The organism is Dictyobacter formicarum (assembly GCF_016587435.1).
On the sequence record NZ_BNJJ01000001.1, the window covers coordinates 596595 to 619741 of the forward strand.

Sequence of the window (23147 nt, forward strand, 5' to 3'; positions counted from 1 at the left end):
GAGAAAACAGGCATGCAAACGACTCAACAGGAACCTATTGCGATCATTGGCATTGGTTGCCGCTTTCCCGGAGCCAAAAATCCTCAAGCGTTCTGGCAAATGTTACAGCAAGGAGAAGAAGCTATCAGTGAGGTTCCTGCATACCGCTGGAATGCAGAAGCGCTCTACGATCCAGACCCGCTCCAACCAGGAAAGATAGCCTGCAAATGGGGAGGTTTGCTAGAGGATATTGATCAATTTGATTGGCGTATGTTCCATATCCCCCCACGTGAGGCGCGCTACATGGATCCTCAGCATCGTTTGCTGCTTGAGGTAACCTGGGAAGCACTGGAAGATGCCGGAATCCCACTTGGCACAGTAGCAGGAACACAAACCAGTGTTGCTGTAGGTATTGACTGGAATGATTACCTGCGCTTGCAGGCGCGTAACTGGTCCCGCCTTGATGGGTATACGGCAACAGGAACGCCTTTTGCTTTTGCCTCCAACCGTCTCTCCTATTTCTTTGATTTTAAAGGGCCAAGTATCTCACTGGATACAGCGTGTGCCTCTTCTCTGACAGCGCTCCATCAAGCCTGCCAGAGCATATGGACGGGTGAGGCTACCCTGGCCCTGGCAGGTGGCGTGAATTTGCACCTTTCTCCTGATAGCTGGATTATCGCCAGTAAAACAGGCTTACTATCTAGTACAGGACGATGCCGTACGCTGGATGCAAGTGCAGATGGTTTCGTGCTGGGAGAAGGCGCTGGCATGGTAATTCTGAAACCGCTCTCATTAGTGCAACCGACTGATCGAGTTTATGCCTTGATTCGCAGTGTTGCCGTTAACCATAATGGACATAACGAATGGATTATGGCTACCAGCCAGGAGGCGCAGGAAAACCTGCTAAGACAGGCATATAGCAAGGCCGGGGTAAATCCTGCCGAAGTAGATTATATAGAACTGCACGGCACAGGCTTTCTCAAAGGAGATGCGGTAGAAGCAAAAGCAATTGGTAATGTGGTTGGTCTGCATCCCGAACGCAAACAGCAGTGTTTTTTAGGATCTGTAAAGACGAATATAGGGCATCTCGGGGCCGCATCCGGTATTGCTGGTCTCATCAAAGTTGCACTCTCCCTGTACCACCAGGAACTTCCTCCAACGCTCAATCTTCAGACTGTCAATCCCGACATTCCGCTGGCCGAGCTTCAACTTGCTCCTCAGAGAGAACTGACATCCTGGCCAGCGAGGAGAAAAAGCCAACTACTGGCAGGAGTTTCAGCACAGGCTTTGACTGGAACGAATGCGCATGCAGTGTTGGAAGGTTACAATGTGGCTCATGTGCAAACAGAAGTTGCTCATGAGAAGCCGCAATTACGGATCTTACCCCTCTCAGCAGCCAGTCAGCCAGCACTGCTGTCGCTGGGCATCTCATTCAAAGAGATGCTTACGACAACAAGAAGTTCCTGGCAGAATATTTGTTACACCGCCAGCGTTCGCCGCAATCACCATAAATATCGCCTGGTGTTGATAGCTTCTACCACCCATGAAGCGGCTCAGATCCTTGATGAAGTGCTTGCGCATCAATCGCCCAATTTTACACATGAGTTACCCGGGAAGTTTTTGTTCCAGGCTGAAACAACTTCGGCCGCAGATACGCTTATACAGCAAGTGCAGGCAAGCAATTATGCTCGCGCGGTAGAGGACCAAAGCCAGATGTATTCCGCGCAGAGTATACAGTCGAAGCAGAAGCCAGGAGAGCATACAGCGTTACTCGCACTGGGCCGGCTCTATATACTTGGCTATACCATTGATTGGTCTGTGCTCTCACCACAAGATAGTCAGTGCGTCAGCCTGCCAACATATCCCTGGCAAAGACAACGTCTCTGGCTAGATTGGCTAAACAATGAAGATATCAGCACGCCACCTGAAACCAGGCACATGAAAAGGCGTGAGCAGGTCTTTTCGCAAGCAGAGCCGAAACGCCCCCATTTACCAGGGCTAGAGACAGCTTCCTCGGCACAATGGCCCCAACTTTTATTCGCTTATATAAAGGAAGAGTTGAGCAACATATTAGAAATTGACCCTGCCGTAGTACAGGAATCACAGTCCTTCGTTTCGTTGGGAATAGATTCTTTGACAGCCACGCAACTCATTAATCGATTACAGCAAAGTCTTGAGTTGCGATTGCCTGCCACCGCGATCTTTAACCATCCATCAGTAGGAAGCCTGGCTCATTATCTTAGCCATGAGCTGTTGCGTCAAAAACACCGGAAACAGGAGCCTGATACGCATCCTACGCCACATATAGCAAAGATTATACATGAACTCTCTGAGCCAGAGGTGGAAACCTTGCTCACCAATAAGTTAACTATGATAGAGGAGATATTGAATGAGCGGCCTTGATCATCCCCTAGAGCAACTTTCCCTCCTGAAAAGATCAGTGTTGGCTCTGGAGCGTATGCAGGCGAAGCTCGATCATTACGAGCTTCGGGCGCAAATTGAAGATCCTTCCATTACCTATCAAACACTGCTTGGTCTTTCAGAGCATGCGGTTCTGGACCATCTCAATACATTTATCTCAGATCATGAGCAACTATCGCCTTTGAAGCGAGCTGTGGTCGCGTTAGAACGTATGCAAGAGAGACTCATACAACGCGAAAAAACATCCTCTTTGGCTTACCAGAAAGACGGCAATGCGACCAATCACTTCACTACGGCCAAAGAGGAGCCACCATCAACGTTACTCCCCCCGCCGCTGATGGCTCGCACCTCACAGGAACAGATTCCTCTCTCCTTTGCCCAACAACGCCTCTGGTTTATTGAGCGACTCAATCCTGAAAACTCACTGTACAACGAATCATGCGCCATATATATCCAGGGCCAGCTCAACCTGGAAGCTATGGAACAGGCCCTCGGAGCCATTACACAACGACATGAGATATTACGTACTTCTTTTCCAGTGCGGAATGGTACGGCAATACAATATGTACATCCCTGGCAGCCTTTTAAGCTCATTGCTATTGATCTCCATAGCATCGCTGCTTCCCAACGGTTACCACAGGTAAAACAACTGGCTGAAGATGAAGTAAGACACCCCTTTGACGTTGCGCATGGACCGTTGGTGCGCTCCAGACTTTATCAACTGGCAAAAGACGAGGCCCTTTTTCTCGTTGTGGTCCATCACCTGGTTGCCGATGGCTGGTCCATGGGCATATTTTTCCGCGAACTATCTACCTTCTATTCCGCCTTTTGCCGTGGTGATGCTCCCTCTCTAGCACCCTTGCCATTACAATATGCTGATTATACCGTCTGGCAACAGCAATGGTTACAGGGTGATGTACTCAAAGAAAAGCTCGCATATTGGGAGAATCTGCTCGCCGGTGCGCCTCAGATACTGGAACTTCCGACCGACCGTCTCCGTCCGGCCGTGCAAACGTATCAAGGAGCACATGTTCCTTTTATCTTGCCTGACCCCCTCGTCGATGCGTTGCGAACACTGGGTCAACAAGTAGACGCAACGCTTTATACAATTTTATTAGCGGCTTTTCAGGTGCTACTCTGGTGCTATACAGAGCAAGATGATATGTTAATTGGCACACCGATGATTAATCGTGGGGAGGCACAAATAGAGAACCTTATCGGGTTCTTTGTGAACACGCTGGTCCTCCGTGCTGATCTCTCAGGCAATCCAACATTTCTAGTATTTATAGAGCGGGTCTCCAAAGCAGTGCTTGCTGCCCTCGCTCAACAGGATGTACCATTTGATCGTCTTGTAACAGCCCTTCTCCCCCAGCGCGATCTTAGCCATTCTCCTCTCTTTCAGGTGGTATTCTCGATGCATCAAGCCTCCTGGATGAATGCAAAGCTGGCTGGATTGACGACGTCTCCAGCCTTTCTTGGGAATGGCAGAGCACGGGTTGATTTAACCTTTGAGATCATAGAAGGGGATGGGAAAGTCGAAGGCAATGTCGAGTACAGCACAGATCTCTTTGATAAAACAAGCATCGACCGCTTACTAAAACACTGGTTTACAATTCTCGAACATATCGCGGCAACGCCACAATACCATCTCACAGAGATAGCAATGCTCTCTCAAGCTGAGCAAGAGCAAATTCTCGTGGAATGGAACAAGACCGCCAGTGAATATGAAGTGCTTCCCATTCATAAGATCTTTGAGCAAGTAGCATCAACAAGATCTGAGAGCATTGCAGTTGTGTTTGAGGACATGCATATCACATACAGAGAACTACATCATCGCTCGAATCAACTGGCAAATTTTCTCACACAACAGGGAATAGGTCCGGAGCAGCGCGTGGGGATCTGTGTAGAGCGTTCACTGGATATGCTCATCGCAGTCCTGGGAGTACTCAAAGCCGGCGCAGCATATGTTCCTCTTGATCCAGCCTATCCAAATGAACGCCTGAAATTTCTGCTTGAAGATGCAGAATTATCATTATTGTTGACGCAAGAGCATCTGGCGAAGCAACTGCTGATCTCGGATATCCAGGTGATCTGCCTGGATACAGGCTGGCAGAGCATCATTGCTACCCCATTGGCCAATACTTCCGTCCAGGTCAGCCCGCATAATCTGGCATATATTATCTATACGTCTGGCTCAACGGGTGTGCCAAAGGGTGTTATGGTAGAGCACTGGGGACTGAACAACCTGGCACAGGCACAGATTCAGTTCTTAGACTTAAAAGCCAACAGTCATGTGCTCCAATTTTCATCGTTCGGTTTTGACGCCTGGGTCTTTGAGGTATTTGCAACACTATTAGCAAATGCAACACTTTATTTAGGCAGCAAAGAAACGTTGCTGCCGGGTGCCAGTCTGCTGCAAACAATGGAGTCTCTGGCAATTACATCTGTTACACTGCCCCCCACCGCGCTGTCCGCCTTGCCATATGCCGAATTGCCACATCTGCAAACGATTGTCTCAGCAGGAGAGGCATGTACAGTCGAACTGATATCGCTCTGGTCAGTTGGCAGACGCTTCATAAATGCCTATGGGCCAACAGAAGCAACGGTGTGCGCCACAATAATGCCGTGTTCTCCTGATATGTCCCACCCACCCATTGGACACCCTATCAATAATACACAGATCTACCTTCTAAACGCTGCGTTGCAACCAGTTCCGGTGGGAGTACCTGGCGAAGTTTATATTGGTGGTGCCGGTCTGGCACGTGGCTATCTCTATCGCCCAGAAATAACAGCAGCCGCTTTCCTTCCCCATCCCTTCAGCGATACTCCGGGCGCACGCCTCTATAGAACAGGCGATGTAGCACGGTATCAATCTGATGGGACGCTTGAGTTTTTGGGAAGAGTAGATCATCAGGTAAAAGTACGTGGTTTCCGTATTGAACTCGGCGAGATTGAAACGGTGCTGGCCCTCCACCCCGCGGTGCGTGAATGCGTAGTAGTAGTGCGTGAAGATACACCTACTGATAAACGTATTATAGCCTACATCGTAACAAAAGAGCATATAACACTTTCAGCAAGTGAAGCCTATACATTTTTGAAAGAGCGCCTCCCTGATTACTTCATTCCCTCTGCCTTCGTGCAGCTATCTGCGTTGCCGCTCAATCCTCATGGAAAAGTAGATCGAAAGGCACTTCCCGACCCGGAAGCAGTACGCCCGGCATTGGATGCTGCATATATCGCTCCTCGTACCAGAATTGAGCATATTATTACCGAGATCTGGCAAGAGGAACTTCAGATGGAGGAGATAGGCTTAGACGACAACTTCTTCGAATTAGGTGGACATTCCCTGATTATGGCCCAGGTACATACGAAACTTTGCGAGAGATTGCAGATCGATATCAAAATGGTCGATCTATTTGAATATCCCACCATCAGAGCATTGATCGAGTACCTGCAACCCGAGGAGGCACACGTAGAGGTGTCCCCCGCCGATCAGCACCAGATGAGGAAGGAGCCAGGGGCTCCGGTTCCTTCCTCATCTGATATCGCAATTATCGGTATGGCAGGGCGCTTCCCCGGAGCCAGAGATATCGACGAGTTCTGGCGCAATATACAGGAAGGCAAAGAATCAGTCACCTTCTTTACGCAAGAAGAATTGCTATCGGCAGGCGTAGATCCTGCGTTGCTGGGCGATAAACACTATGTTCCTGCCGGTGCACTGCTAGAGGATGCTGAATGGTTTGACGCCTCATTCTTTGGCTATACTCCACGTGAAGCTGAGATCATTGATCCACAGCAACGCATCTTCCTGGAGTGTGCCTGGCAGGCACTTGAGGATGCTGGATATAATGCTGACGGCTATGATGGCCGCATCGCCGTCTTTGGTGGCGCAACGAACAGCACTTATTTCGCGCGTAATTTGCTTAGCAATGCCGCTCTTGATGGTACTGTAGATCAGTACCAGATGATGTTGGGTAACAGTACAGATTTTTTAACATCACGTGTTGCCTATAAGTTAAATTTGCGTGGTCCTGCCGTCACGGTACTGACAGCCTGCTCAACATCATTAGTGGCTGTGCATATGGCCTGCGAAAGCTTGCGCACCGGAAAATGTGACATGGCTCTTGCGGGCGGAGTCTCAGTGCGTTTCCCTCAAAAGATAGGCTACTTCTATCGAGAAGGGGGCATCATGTCTCCTGATGGGCATTGCCGGGTGTTCGATAAGGATGCGAAGGGGATTGTTGGAGGTGAGGGTGTCGGCATCGTTGTTGTAAAACGCCTGGCCGATGCGCTGGCTGATGGGGATACCATCCAGGCCGTCATTCGTGGCTCTGCAATCAATAATGATGGAGCGCAGAAAGTGGGTTACACAGCGCCAGGCGTACAGGGTCAGGCAGCGGTCATTACAGAAGCGTTCTCCTCATCTGGCATTGATCCACAAACCATACGCTATATCGAGGCTCATGGCACAGGTACGCCTATAGGAGATCCTATTGAGGTCGCCGCACTCCAACAGGCGTATGGTTCGCACATCACAGCCGGGCAATGCGCGCTGGGATCCGTCAAAAGCAATATCGGGCACCTGGATGCAGCGGCAGGTGTCGCCGGTCTAATCAAGACTGTCAAAATGTTGAATCAGCATATGCTTCCCCCCAGCCTCCATGTGGTCACCCCCAACCCTGCCCTTAATCTGGAGCAGAGTGCTTTCTATATTAATAGAACCCTTTCTCCCTGGGAGACCGATGGCAGCCCACGCCGGGCAGGCATAAGTTCCTTTGGTATTGGTGGCACCAACGCACATATCATTCTTGAGGAGCCACCGATATCAGTACCTGCAGCCGCACCGGCTTCTCAGTCGCACTTGCTTGTACTTTCAGCCAGAACCGAAACAGCGCTCCAACAGGCGCGCATCAATCTGGTGCAATATCTACAACAGCATCCCGAACTGGAGCTGGCCGATGTAGCTTACACCCTTCAGATTGGACGCAAACCGTTCAATCATCGCAGTGCGCTCGTTTGCCGTAGTCTGTCCGATGCTATTCAGATGCTCGAATCTTCCGATCCTACACAGCTGCTCACTGCTGCCGGTGAGGCAAGCTCTCGCTCTGTAGTTTTTATGTTCCCAGGTCAGGGTGCACAATATAGCAATATGGCCAGAGAGCTCTATCACACGGAAGCGGTATTTCGGGCTGAGATAAATAGATGTGCTGAACTCCTGGAGCCTTCCCTGGGTCTGGACCTGAGATCCGTCCTCTACCCAGATGAGGCAGAGGCCGAGTCAGCGCGTCTGCGCTTGAATCAGACCCAACTGACGCAACCTGCGCTTTTTGTAGTAGAGTATGCGCTGGCCCAACTCTGGTTACACTGGGGCGTTACACCCGCCGCAATGATCGGTCATAGTATTGGCGAATACGTTGCAGCCTGTCTGGCAGGGGTCTTTTCTCTGGAAGATGCTTTAAGGCTCGTTGCTCTACGTGGGCGTTTGATGCAGCAGTTGCCACCGGGGACAATGCTTGCAGTGTCTTTACCACCCACAGAAATTCGTCCTTTCCTGAATGAACGCCTATCCCTAGCCGCGATCAATACACCGGAGCAATGTGTTGTATCAGGCACCCAGGAAGACATTGAAGAGTTTATCCAGACGATCAGCGAACAAGGAGCATTTTATTCACATTTACATACCTCACATGCATTTCATTCTTCGATGGTTGAGCCTATCATCAAGAGCTTTGTGGAAGAGGTTGCTCAGTTTTCACTGCATGCACCTCAACTTCCCTATATCTCCAATGTAAGTGGTACCTGGATCAGCCAGGATCAGGCGACCGATCCAGGTTACTGGGGCCAGCATCTGCGTGAAATGGTCCGTTTTGCCGATGGGGTAAGCACACTCTTCCAGGAAAAAGACCGGGTTTTCCTGGAAGTCGGTCCAGGTCGTACACTGGGGACGTTCGTTAAGGCACAACAATCCAGAATGGGAGGAGACACACAAGGAGCACTGATCGCTGCCTCGCTTCCACACGCAAAAGGGGCAAAAAATTCCGATCAGGCGTTTATCTTAGCATCTGTGGGGCGTTTATGGCTGAGCAGAGTATCCATAGCATGGGAAAATCTGTCGGGAGACCAGCATCGGCGTATTCCTCTGCCAACCTATCCATTTGAACGAAAACGCTACTGCATCGAGAATTCGACACAGACTGTCACTCACCATGCTATCCCCAATCAGAGTGAAAATGAAGGAAATAGCTTACAGCAGGAGACACAGGAAGCTGTTGAGCAAGCGCAACAAAATGCTACCATTGCAGAGACACCACCAGATACAACCACCACCACAGCTCAACATGATCGTCCACAACTACCAGCAGTGTATAAGGCTCCTCGTAACGAACTTGAACAGAGCATGGTGTCCATCTGGCAGCAGTTTTTTGGCATCAATGGTATCGGCATTGATGATGGTTTCTTTGATCTGGGAGGAGATTCCCTGTTAGCCGTTCAGGTCCTTTCTCAGTTGCATACCTTATTACACGTTGATCTTACCTTACAGGACTTCTTTACAGCCGGAACCATCGCTGGTATAGCCCGGTGCATAGAAAGTCTGCGCCAACCGCAGATGCAGGTCGCTATTCAGGAGCTGGAGCCAGAGCCACCAGTCGTAGATGCACCGCTCTCGTTTATGCAGCGGCGACTATGGTTCCTGGATCGGCTGGAGCCAGGAAATCCTATCCTGAATATCTCGCTGGCAATTCGAATTCAAGGGCCGCTGAATCTGGTCCAGATGGACCAGTGTTTGCAAGAAATTATTCGTCGTCAGGCCGCATTACGAACATACTTTGTCGAGATCGATGGTGAACCGGTGCAACGCATCATGCCATCGCTGCGCGTGCCCCTTCCGTTGATTGATCTTCATGGGTTACCAGCACATAAACAAGAAAGCAAGCTGACAGACTATATTGCTAAGGAAGCCAGACGTCCTTTTGATCTGTCGCAGGCACCGCTCCTCCGTACCACCATCATCCGCCTTCATCGTCCAGATTATTCACAACATCAACAGGAAGAACATGTGCTGCTGCTGAATATGCACCACGCTATCTCGGATGGCTGGTCAATGGGCGTGTTTCTCAATGAATTCTCAGCACTCTATACAGCTTTCATGCATGGTCAGTCATCTCCATTACCGGCGTTGACCACGCAATATGTTGATTTTGCGACCTGGCAGCTCGCGCAAGACGCTGCGCTAGAGCAACATCTTCACTACTGGCGCGATAAACTGGGAGGTGATCTGCCAGTATTAGAACTGCCAACAGACTATCCTCGTCCAACGACTCCGGCATATCGAGGTGCACGACAACGTCTTCTATTGCCAGGAACGTTATTGCGGGATCTCAAACTGCTGAGTCAGCGAGAGGGGGTAACGTTCTTTATGACATTGCTGGGCGCCTTCCAGCTCTTGCTCTCCCGGTATAGCGGGCAGGAAGATATCCTGGTTGGTACACCAGTAGCGAACCGTAATAACAACGATATCGAACCTATCATTGGTCCTTTTGTCGATATATTGGTACTACGCACAGATCTCTCTGGTGATCCAACGTTCCAGGAACTACTCGGACGGATACGCGAGGTATGCCTGCAAGCGTATGCGCACCAGGGTGTTCCATTTGACATATTAGTAGAGACGCTCAATCCCCAACGCGATACCAGTCGTGCTCCTTTAATACAGGTGCTGCTACGTTTGCCGAATGCTCCAATGGCACCTATCTCGGTGGCTGATCTTACACTCAATGTCCTCCCAATGAACGTGGAAACGGCAGATCAGGATCTTACGCTGGATATGATAGAGCTACCTGATAGCATTGAAGCGACGATAGAATATCATACGGCATTATTTGCACCCGCAACCATCGAACGGCTCCTTCGTCACTGGCAGACATTGTTAGAAGCTATCGTTTCCAATCCCCAGGCACGCCTTTCACAACTTCCGCTCTTAACGTCGGCTGAATCCCGGTTGATACAGACCGAGTGGAATAGCCCACATATAAAATTCCCAGATGATCATTCACCGATCTTTGTGCATGAACTGTTTGAGCAGCAGGTCGCACAAACACCAGATGCCATTGCCATCAGCCTGGAACATACGCAATTGAGCTATCGGGAACTCAATCGCAAAGCAAATCAACTTGCGCGTTATCTCCAGACACAAGAAGTTGGACCAGAGGTGCTGGTTGGTGTATGTATGGAACGCTCCCTGGAAATGATTATAGGCATGCTCGGTGTACTGAAAGCAGGCGGGACGTATGTACCGCTCGATCCTGATTATCCAGAAGATCGTCTGGTATTTATATTGGAAGATGCTCAAATCTCGCGATTAATCGTACAGGAACAGAGCAGGCATGCTCTTCCAGCCCATAGCACAGGCCAGGAAATTATACTTGAGCGCGATTGGTCTCAGATAGCCAATCAGCACGAAGAAAACCTGAAGCAAACGAACGATATCAATACTCTTGCCTATATCATTTACACATCTGGCTCGACGGGGCAACCCAAAGGAGTGCTCGTCTCTCACGCAGGGATAGTAAATCTTGTCGAAGCACAGACGCATACTTTTGGTGTACAGGCCAGCGACCATATCCTGCAATTTGCATCCACAAGCTTTGATGCCGCCATTTCAGAGATGTTTATGGCGCTTTGTATGGGAGCCCGTCTCTGCCTGGCCCGATCAGAGTCACTGCTCCCAGGACAACCACTTGTAGAGCTCTTGACGGAACAGCACATTTCACTGATTACCTTACCACCATCTGCATTGACCGTGATCGAGCCTCAAGCCGTACCGGACCTGCAAACAATTATAGTTGCTGGCGAGCCATGCCCTGCCAATGTTATGCAACGTTGGATAACGGGCAGAAACTTTTTCAACGCCTATGGGCCAACTGAAAGCACTGTCTGTGCCACGATCGCGACTTGCACAGAACAGATGACAGAGCAGCCACCCATTGGACGTCCTATCAGTCATACGCAGGTATATATTCTTGATACTCATCTCAATCTCGTACCAGTTGGAGTTGTCGGGCAACTATATATAGGAAGTAGAGGGCTGGCGAGAGGCTATCTCAAACAGCCGGGCCTGACAGCTAGCACATTCATCCCTCATCCCTTCAGTGCTGAACCTGGAATGCGCCTCTACAAGACTGGTGATCGCGCACGGTACTTGCCAGATGGCACGATTGATTTCCTGAGTCGTATCGACCAGCAGGTTAAAGTACGCGGTTATCGTATTGAACTGGGTGAAATCGAGACAGTGCTGGGTCAACACCCTGGCGTACGGGAATGCGCAGTTGTCGTACAGGCAGAACAGTGGGAGGATAAACGCCTGGTTGCCTGTGTCGTCGGTCGAGATGGAGTTCCCGACATCGTAGAGCTACGCCAGCACCTGAGGCAGTTCCTCCCGGAGTACATGTTGCCAGGCATTTTTCTCATCCTGGAAGCCTTACCATTGAGCGCAAACGGAAAAATTGATCGTCGGGCACTTGCCGCGCTACAACCGGTAGAAACCGTCACGGAAGATGAAAACTATGGAGCTCCACGCACGATGGTAGAGGAACTTGTCATCAACATACTGGCAGATATCTTGCAGTTAGAGCGGATAAGCACGCAAGATAATTTCTTTGAAATCGGCGGACATTCTCTGCTGGGAGCTCAGGTCATTGCGCGTATTCGTCAGGCGCTGGGCGTAGAAGTACCCATCTACACCTTATTCGAAACTGAAACCACGGGTGAATTTTGTGCTGTAGTCGAGGAGGCATTACGTACAGAACAGGGAGTGAAATTACCACCACTGGAACCTACTGAACATAGGGGGAAGGCGCCACTCTCCTTCGCACAACAACGCATGTGGTTCCTGGATCAACTCCAGCCAGGAAACACCTTCTATACTATCATTGCCCCATTTAAGATAAAAGGACCTCTACACATAGAGGCCTTAGAAAAGAGTGTGCATGAGATAGTACGCAGGCACGAAATACTCCGCACTACCTTTATAATGCTGGAAGAAGAACCTTATCAGATTATTGCCCCTGCGCTGCATGTGCCATTCCCGATTATCGATCTCAGTGGACTCTCTGAAAACGTGAGGAAAACCGAACTACGACGCCAGGTAGAGATGGAGGCACACCAGGCATTTCACCTGGCACGCGGGCCGCTCTTCCGCGCCTGTGTGTTCCACACGGAAATACAGTCTCACGTTCTACTCCTCACATTTCATAATAGCATCTCCGATGGCTGGTCACGAGGAGTTGTGGTACATGAGCTATCAACACTCTATGATGATTTTCGAACGGGGGAGAACCTGCGCTTGCCTGAATTACCAGTACAATATGCTGATTTTGCGCTCTGGCAGCGTCAGTGGTTGCAGGGTGAGATCCTGGATGCCCAGTCTGCCTACTGGTTACAGCATCTTGCCGGTGCCCCTACACATCTGGAACTACCAACGGATCGTCCTCGCCCAGCCATACAGACATATCGGGGTGGACATCAAGCCATCTTTATATCCGATGCGATAACGCAGGCCCTGGAAAATCTCAGTCAAGAGCAAGGGTGCACGCTGTTTATGATAGTGCTGACAGCTTTTCTCACCCTCCTCTTCCGCTATAGCGGCCAGGAAGATATTGTGATTGGCACGCCTGTCGCTGGTCGCAACACAGTAGAACTTGAAGGTCTCATCGGTTTCTTCGCAAATACCCTGGCATTGCGCACTGACCTCTCTGACAATCCAACATTTCTTGAGCTCTTGCAGCGTGTACGTAAAGTCGCGCTGGGAGCATATACGCACCAGGATCTTCCATTTGAGAAATTAGTGGAAATAGTACAGCCAGAACGGAGTCTCAGCCATTCGCCACTTTTCCAGGTCATGTTCACACTTCAGGACGATCCGAACATGGCAAAAGAGAGTACCTGGCTTGCCCCCGCAGAGCTAGAGATAGAGACCGAAACTGCAAAGTTTGATCTTAACCTCTTCCTGAATCATGGACGACATGGCTTGGAGGGAGTCATTGAGTATAATACCGACCTGTTTGATAGGGCAACGATAACCAGTCTGGTAGACCATTGGCATACGCTGCTCAAAGGAATCATTGACACCCCGCATGAACGGTTGGCAAGTTTACCAGTAATGAGTGAACAAGAACAGCAATTGCTCTTGAACAAACTGGCACAGAACCGTACATATGATGTAGAATCCCATCCTCCGCGACAAATCACGGTGACTGCGACTTTTACAGCTGAGACACTGGAAGAGCCGCTGGCCTGGTGGTCCCATGAACTGAACTGGCCAACAGAGGTTCACTTTGCCCCTTATCAACAGCTCTTTCAGCAGTTGTTAGATGCAGACAGCCTCATACAGCGCAATCATGACGGTGTTAACATTCTCCTTGTACGCTTTGAAGACTGGCTACGCATAATAGATGATACATCTGATGGACGTGTGGCTATTGAGTATCGGCCAGAGAGCCCCGCAAAGGTCGAGCGCAATGTGCAAGATCTCGCGCGGGTGTTAATGAACGCAGCACAGCAAAATACCGTGCCACATTTGCTTTGTATCTGCCCTCCTTCCCCGGCAATTCTGAATAACGAGGTATACCAGGAGCTCTTCAACAATATGGAGCAGATCCTCTCCTCAGAATTAAGCTCCAGTGATGGAGTGCACGTAATCACATCGACCGAAATAGCTGAAATGTATCCTGTGGACGTATCGTATGATCCAGTTAGTGACGAAGCCGGACATATTCCCTATACGCCCGAATTTTTCACTGCCCTGGGTACGTTCATTATCCGCAAGATCGCGGCACTTTATCGTCGCCCATACAAAGTAATAGCGGTGGATTGTGACAACACACTATGGAAAGGAGTCTGTGGTGAGGATGGAGCGATGGGTGTTGAATTAAGTGCGCCTTATCTCGACTTGCAACGCTTTCTCGTTGCTCAGCAAGAAGCGGGCATGCTGATCTGTTTATGTAGCAAAAATAATATGTCGGATGTACTTGATGTATTCGCGAAACGCCCCGAGATGCCTTTACAGCTCAAACATCTCGTCGCCAATCATATCAACTGGCAGGCAAAATCTCAAAATTTACTGGAGTTGGCCCGGGAACTACAACTTGGCATGGATAGCTTTATTTTCATTGATGATAACCCGCTAGAATGTGCCGAGGTACAACAATATTGCCCCCAGGTATTCACATTACTACTGCCTCCTGAGACAACTCAATGGTCAGAATACTTAAAGCATATCTGGCTTTTTGACCATTTACGCCTCACACAGGAGGATCGTAAGCGCACAGAAATGTATCAGCAGAATAGTGCTCGCTTGCGCTTGCAACAAGAGGCACCGACCTTCAAGGAATTTCTAGCCGGACTTGAGTTGGAGATACATATCAATCCCATTGGCGAGTCTCATCTGGCCCGTGTTGCGCAATTAACCCAGCGTACAAATCAATTCAATACGACAATGCGTCGATACTCTGCCAATGAAATCACCCACTATCTATCGAAGCCCGGTCAGGAAGGGCTGGTGGTCGAAGTAAGTGATCGCTTTGGCGACTATGGCAAGGTCGGTGTTATGCTCTTTGCCTTGCATGATGAGGCGCTCGTTGTTGACACCTTCTTGATGAGTTGCCGCAGTATGGGCCGAGGTGTTGAGCATCGTATGCTAGCATACCTGGGAATGCGGGCGCAAAAGATGGGGCTGCAACGTGTCCTTATTCCTTTTCAGCCGAGCGAAAAAAATAAGCCAGCGCTTGACTTTCTTGAGCAGGTACAAACAGAAAGCAAACAAGCTGACGCAAATGGAGTGATAACCTACGATTTCTCTTCAGCCTCGCTGGTCAATCTGAGTTACCCTCTTCTCGAAGAAACAGCTGTGCCAGCAATAGAAAATGACAATATACCGCGGAATGAGGATGTCGCGCAAGCAAAGCAAGCGACAGATGCCATTACGATACCTGGTCCGATGCAAATAGTACCGCAGGATATATTACGTATTGCCCACGAACTCTCTTCTGCTGAACGGGTGCTCCAGATCATCAGAAGGTGGAAAAAGCGACCTGTTGATTCCGTCCCGCCACAAGATATGGCGCAAAGCAGGACAGAAACACACTTGGCCGAGCTATGGCAACAGTTATTACATCTGGAAAGAGTCAGTATTCATGATAGTTTCTTTGGCCTGGGTGGACATTCATTGCTTGCTACTCAACTTCTCTCACGGATCGCGACGACATTCGGCATTCGGTTACCACTCCAGGTCATATTCGAAAAACCAACGATAGCACAGCAAGCAGAACAAATAGATACAATCTTACGCGACACAGACCGGCTTCTGGTAGAGCTTCCAGTGATCCACCATATCACCGGCGATGAAGCACTCCCACTTTCCTTTGCGCAACAGCGTCTCTGGTTCCTTGACCAGCTGGCCCCTGGCAATCCATCCTATAATATTCCATTACGCATTCGTTTGCAGGGAACACTTGATATTGCAGCGCTACAATTGAGCCTCCAGGAGATTGTGCAACGTCATGCAATATTACGCACAACCTTCTTAAATCGTGAAAACAACATATTGCAGGTCATTACTCCAACCCTTACGTTAAGTATGCCCGTTGTTGATCTGCAATCCCTACCTCTAGAGGTGAGGCATAATAAGATTCTGCCACTCCTTAAAGAGCAATGGCAAGCCATCTTTAATCTGGAGCATGGTCCACTTCTGCGCATGATGGTACTAAAAGTCGATGTGGAAGAAGCTATTTTAGCCATTACACTCCATCACATCATTTTCGATGCCTGGTCCGCAGGAGTGTTAAGCCGTGAACTCGTGGCGCTCTATACCGCTTTTAAGGAGAAGCGCGTATCACCATTAGCGCCATTGCCGATACAATATGCTGATTTTGCCCTCTGGCAACGCTCCTGGCTCCAGGGTGAAGTATTACACAAACTAGAAATATACTGGCGTGAACGATTACGTGGTGCCGCAACACTACAGTTACCGGGTGAACTGCCAGCTACAGGCCGGCATAACTTTCAAGGTGAACATATTCCGTTTGCGCTCTCACCTGACCTCTCTACTAAGCTGATGATTTTGAGTCAGCAAGAAGAAGTCACGCTGTTTATGACACTGCTGGCCGCATTTCAAACATTGCTTTATCGTTCGACCGGACAGACAGATATTGTGATTGGTACTGATATCGCCAATCGCACATTGGGCGAGACCGAACAACTGATTGGCTTCTTTGTCAATCTTCTTGTGCTTCGCACCGATCTGAGCAATCAGCCAACTTTTCGCGAATTGCTCCAACGTGTTCGCGACGATGTTTTGAAAGCGTATGCCCATCAGGATCTCCCATTTGAAAAGCTAGTTGAAGCAGTGCAAATAGATCGAAAGCTTAATCATGCCCCGTTAATACGGGTACTTTTCGTGCTGCAAAACACGCCGTTAGTACCTATGACCTTACCTGACTTAACTATCAGTCCAGTAGAGATGGAAGTCGATACCGTAAATTTTGATATCGTTATCTTCCTGTATGAAGATCCTCAAGGGATAAGAGGTGTATTACACTACAGTGCTGATGTCTGTGATGCCAAAGTCATGCAGCAGCTGGTTGAACAGTTCCTCATATTGCTGGCAGGCCTTCCTGAGCATTGCGACGCCCTTCTGGACACACTGGCAATCTATTCGGAGTCTGAGCAGAAACAACGATTGCTCAAAGAGGCAGCACAGCAAGAAGAGCAACGAAAAAAATTAAACAAATTTAGAAGGAAATCCCGCTCAGACCAACCATCCGTGTAGTGAGAGCGATTATCGCGTAAGATCGAATTCATGATGGTTCTCTGGTGAATTTAGAAGGAATAGATCGTAAGATGCAAACATTCACAGCAAAAAGCTCCCCTCTTTCTCTACAGCAAGCTCGTCTCTGGTCAATACCAGGGGAGCATTCAGCATTTTCTGTTCAATGTGCTGTACGCGTTGAAGGTACACTACGCATTGATATCTTGTACCGTGCTCTCCAGATGATGATGCAGCAGCATGAGATCTTGCGTACGGTAGCTGGTCAGATGCAAGGTGTGGATATTCCTATACAGGTTGAAACAGATTGGATGCCTTTGCACTGTCCCGTTATTGATCTCATCAATAGAGGGGAGGCAGCACAACAATCCCTGATCGATGTATTATGGGAGCAGTATCAATCGCTCCCTTTTGATCTTGAACAGGGGCCAGTCGTATCATGTTTATTAATGCGTATCTCACATGAACAGTATCTGCTGCTGCTACGATTGAGTGCCTTCTCCGCCGATACTGCCACACTCCGCACTTTTCTGGACCAGCTTGCTCAAATCTATGGAGCCTTAGTACAACAACAAGAAGCGACCGATGAACCATTGCAATACGCTGATGTTGCAACATGGCAGGATGATCTCCTCCAGGAAGAAGATGCGGAACCACACAGGGCTTTCTGGCGCACGTTAACAACCGAAGCCAGGGAAACCAACACGATACAGATACCATCCGAGACAACTCGTGCCACAAACCATTTCAATCCAGCTATCTACACACTCCATCTGGAGAAAGAGATCTCTACTCAGATAGCATCACTTACACAACATTATCATGTTACCCCTACAGCACTAGCTCTAACCTGCTGGCAACTGCTGATCGCACGTTTTACAGCAGCTTCGTCCTTCTTTATAGGAGTGGCTTTTGATGGACGCTTCTACGATGAGCTCGCTGATGCACTTGGCCTGTATACCCGGTATGTGCCTATGCGTATGAACGTGGAAAATGACCAGCCGTTTATACGCGCACTCATTCATGTCCACCAGACGTTAGAAGATGCCAGAAAACGGCAGTATTATTTTGTCGCTAATGCAGAAGAAATGCCACCATTTCCCGTGAGCTTTACAGCGGAGCAGTGGCCAGAAACCTTTCCGGCAGCGGGTAGTGTACGCTTTCAGTTGTTCCGGCGGAGTGGCTGGCAAGAACCCTTCCTAATCCAATTATCGCTTCTGGAGGTCGGCCCACAGGTTCAGCTTGAGTTGCACTATAATCAGAGTTGCCTGGAAGTCGGCACGATCCAACGCTGGGCCGCCGGACTCCAACGCTTACTTGCAGCGGTCCTGGCAACACCCACTGCATCGCTGAGCCAGTTGCCCATGATCGGCGAAGCAGAAGCACAGTGGCTGGGCCAGCAGCTGCAAGGGGAGAGGCTCCCGATCCCGGCTGAGCCCTGGCATGCGCTCTTTGAGCGCCAGGTTGTCCAGACCCCTGAGGCACCAGCGCTCCAGAGTGAGCAGGAGCAGTGGAGCTATCAACAACTCAACGCCCAGGCCAATCAGCTCGCACACTTCTTGCGCGAACAGGGCGTGCATCCTGGCTCCTTTGTCGGACTCTGCATGCCCCGAGGTGGGCTGATGATTGTCGCACTGCTGGCCATCCTCAAAGCCGGCGGCGCCTATCTACCTCTGGAACCAGAACAGCCTGCTGAGCGGCTCGCCACAGTTTTGCAGCAGAGTTCTATGTCCCTGCTGCTCTCTGTACGTGAGGTGGCTGCCCATCTGCCCCTTCCAACCACCTGGTCAGGTTCACTGCTCTCCTTCGAGGAGATCCAACCACTGGTCCACAGCTACCCTCAGGATAATCTGCCCTGGCCTGGCAATGCAGAGGATCTGGCCTATATGATCTATACCTCCGGCTCTACCGGGCGTCCTAAAGGCGTCATGATCCGCCACGCCAACCTGCTCAACTATACACAAGGACTGTTGACCCGCATGCAGGCACAGGCAGGATGGCACTTTGCTACCGTCTCTACCCTGGCTGCTGACCTGGGCAATAGTGCTATCTTCGGCGCGCTAGGTAGTGGTGGTTGCCTGCATGTTTTTGACTATGAGACGATCACCCAGGCCACCGCCTTCGTGCAGGCCATGCACGAACAGCGCATTGATGTCCTCAAGATCGTGCCCACCCACCTCTCCAGCCTGCTCGCCGCTCTGCCCGAGGACGGGCAGCGCCAGTTGCTCCCCCGCCAGCGCTTGCTGCTGGGTGGCGAACGCGTCTCCAGTCAGCTTCGCTCCCGGCTGGCTGCCCTCGCAGGCACCTGTCGCGTCTACAACCACTATGGACCCACCGAGACCACCATTGGGGTGCTCATGGGCGAGATAAACTTATCCGAAGAAAGTGAAGAGGTTCCCATCGGTCGTCCCCTGGCCAATAGCTGGTGCCTGGTCCTGGATCGCTGGGGGCAACCAGTTCCTCAAGGCGTTGTGGGCGAGCTTTATATAGGAGGCGCTGGCGTCACTGCTGGCTACCTGGCAGATCAGGCACAAAATCAGGAGCGCTTCGTGAGCCTGACGCAACGACCGGGCGAACGGGTTTATCGCACCGGCGACCTGGTGCGCATGCGTGCTGATGGGCAACTGGTCTTTGTGGGACGCCGCGATACCCAGGTCAAACTGCGGGGCTACCGCATTGAACTGGCCGAGATCGAAGCTGTGCTCGGTGCGCATCCTCAGATCCGCGAGAGTGTCGTTCTCCTGCGAGAGGAGGAGCCAGGTCAGCCGTATCTGGCAGGCTATCTGGTGGCGCGCGAAAGACCAGAACCCTCCGAAGAAGAGCTCATGCAGTATTTACGTGCCCATCTACCAACTTATATGCTCCCTCCGGCGCTGATCTGGATGCCCACCCTTCCCTTGACGTCGAACGGCAAGATTGACCGCCAGCAGTTACCACTCCCGACACACGCACACATACATACACAATCCACAGCATCAGTACATCCCCCCAGAAATCCTCTGGAAGAGCTCATGCAGGCGATCTGGCAGGACGTCCTCAAGGTTCCGATCCCGGACGTCCAAGCGAGCTTTTTTAATCTGGGAGGACATTCCTTACTGGCGACTCAGGTGGTCTCCCGCGTACGTCTAACCTTTGGGGTAGACCTCTCCATTGTAGATTTCTTTGCAGAGCCTACAATTGCAGGTGCCGCTCGACATGTCGAAGTGGCACAACAGGGTGAACGTCATGCACACATTCCGCCGCTACAGATCGTTTCTCGCGATCAGCCCCTTCCGCTCTCCTTTGCCCAGCAACGCCTCTGGTTCCTTGATCAACTGGACCCCACCAACACCGCCTATAATAAATCTATCTCTCTGAAATTAGTGGGAGCGTTACATCGTCGTGCCTTGGAACAGAGCTTACAGACCATCATCAGCCGCCATGAAGTCCTGCGCACTACCTTTGAGATGCACCAGACACAACCCGTCCAGGTCATCCAACCCGCAACGAGCTTTACGTTTGTGCATGTTGATCTCAGCAGACTCCCCGCACAGGAGGCAACTTACCTCGCCCGCCAGCTTGCTGAACATGAAGGCCAGCATCTTTTCGATCTCGCCCATGATTTGCCAGTCCGTGCCACGTTGCTTCGGCTTAACAAGACGGAGCATCACCTGGTCTTGACCCTGCACCATATCGCCTCGGATGCCTGGTCCAATGGCATCTTTGTCCGCGAGCTCAATACCTTCTATGCCACGACCATTGAGGGAGTAACGATCAGCAACAATCATCCATTACCAGCCATCACGCTGCAGTACGCCGACTTCGCCTCCTGGCAACGCTCCTGGTTGCAAGGTCAGATACTGGAAGAGGAAACAGGTTATTGGAGAGAGCAACTGGATGGACTGGTTCCCAGTGAGTTTCCCACCGATCGACTCCGACCACTGTTACCCACCTTTCGCGGCGCCAGTTACACTCTTGCGTTACCCCCTTCACTAAGCGCGGAACTTCGAAAGCTGAGTCAGAAAGAAGGGGTGACCCTCTTTATGACCTTACTGGCGAGCTTCCAGTTATTGCTTGCCCGCTACACGCAGGAAACAGATATCGCCGTGGGTACGCCGATCGCCAATCGCCATCGCGCCGAGATCGAGCATCTTATCGGATTCTTCGTCAATACTCTGGTCTTGCGCACCGATCTCTCGGGCAACCCCTCCTTCCGGGAGCTCCTCAAGCGGGTTCGTTCCGTGACATTAGGTGCCTATGCCCATCAGGATGTCCCCTTTGAGAAGCTGGTAGAACTCTTACAACCCGAACGCGATATGAGTCGTTCTCCTCTCTTCCGTGTGCTCTTTAGCCTGCAAAATGTACCCATGCCCTTGGGGGATCTACCCGGCTTACATCTCGAAGTACAAGAAAATGAACGTGGAGCAGCCAAGTTTGACTTGAGCGTGGCTGTAATTGAGCAGGAAGAGGAGCTCTCATGCGTTGTAGAGTACCTTGAAGATCTGTTTGATCGCTCGACAATAATTCGTCTTCTTGATCACTGGCTGCATCTCTTGCAGTGCCTTGTAGCAACACCCGAACAACACATAGAAGCAATCTCAATGCTCACAGAGGATGAGCAGCATCAATTGTTTGTCGAGTGGAACTCCTCCACAGAGGATCTAAATGATCCCCTCTGCGCCCATCAGCTCTTTGAGAAACAGGTGCAACAGACGCCCGAAGCCATAGCCATGGTCAATGACACTGGACATCAATTGAGCTATGCGGCTCTGGATCAGCGAGCCAACCAGCTGGCACACCTGCTGCAATCACATGGCGTTGGTCCCGAGGTGCTCGTGGGCGTGTATCTGCCTCGCTCCCTGGAGTCTATCCTCGCTTTGCTCGCCATTCTTAAAGCCGGTGGCGCCTATCTCCCCCTCGATCCCGATCTCCCTGCTGCTCGACTCTCCTTCCTGCTCCAGGATGCTGCCTGCTCCCTCGTCCTTTCCCGCTCAACCCTCTCCCTTCCTCTGCCTCCTTCCCCCTCTCTCATGCTGACCCGCCTGGACCTCGATCGGCTCGGGTCCTCCCTCTCAGCACTGCCTCCGACCGCTCCATACAGCCCGGTCCTCCCCGCCAATCTGGCCTATATGATCTATACCTCCGGCTCTACCGGCACCCCCAAAGGCGTCGCCGTCACGCACCAGGGCATCGGCAACCTGGCATCCGCTCAGGCACACACCTTTGCCCTCTCCGCTCACAGTCGCGAACTGCAGTTCGCCTCCTTGAGCTTCGACGCCTCCGTCTCCGAGATCATGATGGCGCTCCTCTCGGGGCAACCCTCTATCTGGCCTCCCAACAGCAGCTCCTGCCGGGACCCGATCTGCTCCGCCTCTTGCACGAGCAGGCCATCACCCATCTCACCCTGCCTCCTTCCGCGCTGGCCGTCCTGCCCCATGAGGAGAACACCCTGCCCGATCTGCAAACCCTCATCGTCGCCGGCGAAGCCTGTGATCCCGACCTCATGTCCGTGTGGGCCACCACTCATCACTTCTTCAATGCCTATGGACCCACCGAGACCACAGTGTGCGCCAGTATCGCTGCCTGCCTACCCGATGAGCCTCTCTCCATCGGGCGTCCCATCGCACAGACTCAGCTCTATGTCCTCGATGCCCACCTGCAACCTGTGCCCATCGGCGTCACCGGCGAGCTCTACATCGGGGGCATCGGTCTGGCACGCGGCTATCATCAGCGTGCTGACCTGACCGCGGAACGCTTTGTGCCTCATCCCTTCAGTACCCTGCCGGGGCAACGGCTCTACCGCAGTGGGGACCGGGTCCGCTACCGTGCTGACGGCTCCCTGGAATACCTGGGACGGCTCGATGAACAGGTCAAACTGCGTGGCTATCGCATCGAGCCAGGCGAGATTGAACAACTCATCCGTCAAATTCCCGGTGTGCAGTCCTGT

Annotated in this window: 2 protein-coding genes and 2 pseudogenes; all 4 read left to right on the top strand. The window is 51.1% G+C overall.

Annotation, left to right across the window (positions count from 1 at the left end; all coding sequences use genetic code 11):
* The first annotated feature begins 12 nt into the window (after positions 1 to 12).
* On the top strand, positions 13 to 2382 hold the full coding sequence (locus JMI88_RS02350) for a type I polyketide synthase (RefSeq protein WP_201360131.1): 2370 nt from the start codon (positions 13 to 15) through the stop codon (positions 2380 to 2382).
* Positions 2369 to 17224, top strand: coding sequence for a non-ribosomal peptide synthetase/type I polyketide synthase (locus tag JMI88_RS02355; RefSeq protein WP_201360132.1), 14856 nt, complete (start codon positions 2369 to 2371; stop codon positions 17222 to 17224). Before JMI88_RS02350 ends, JMI88_RS02355 begins: the two co-directional genes overlap by 14 nt.
* Before the next feature lie 71 nt (positions 17225 to 17295).
* Positions 17296 to 21819: pseudogene (locus tag JMI88_RS02360) on the top strand (amino acid adenylation domain-containing protein); the annotation flags it as partial.
* A gap of 57 nt (positions 21820 to 21876) precedes the next feature.
* Positions 21877 to 23147 (top strand): annotated as a pseudogene (locus JMI88_RS41120) (non-ribosomal peptide synthetase); the annotation flags it as partial.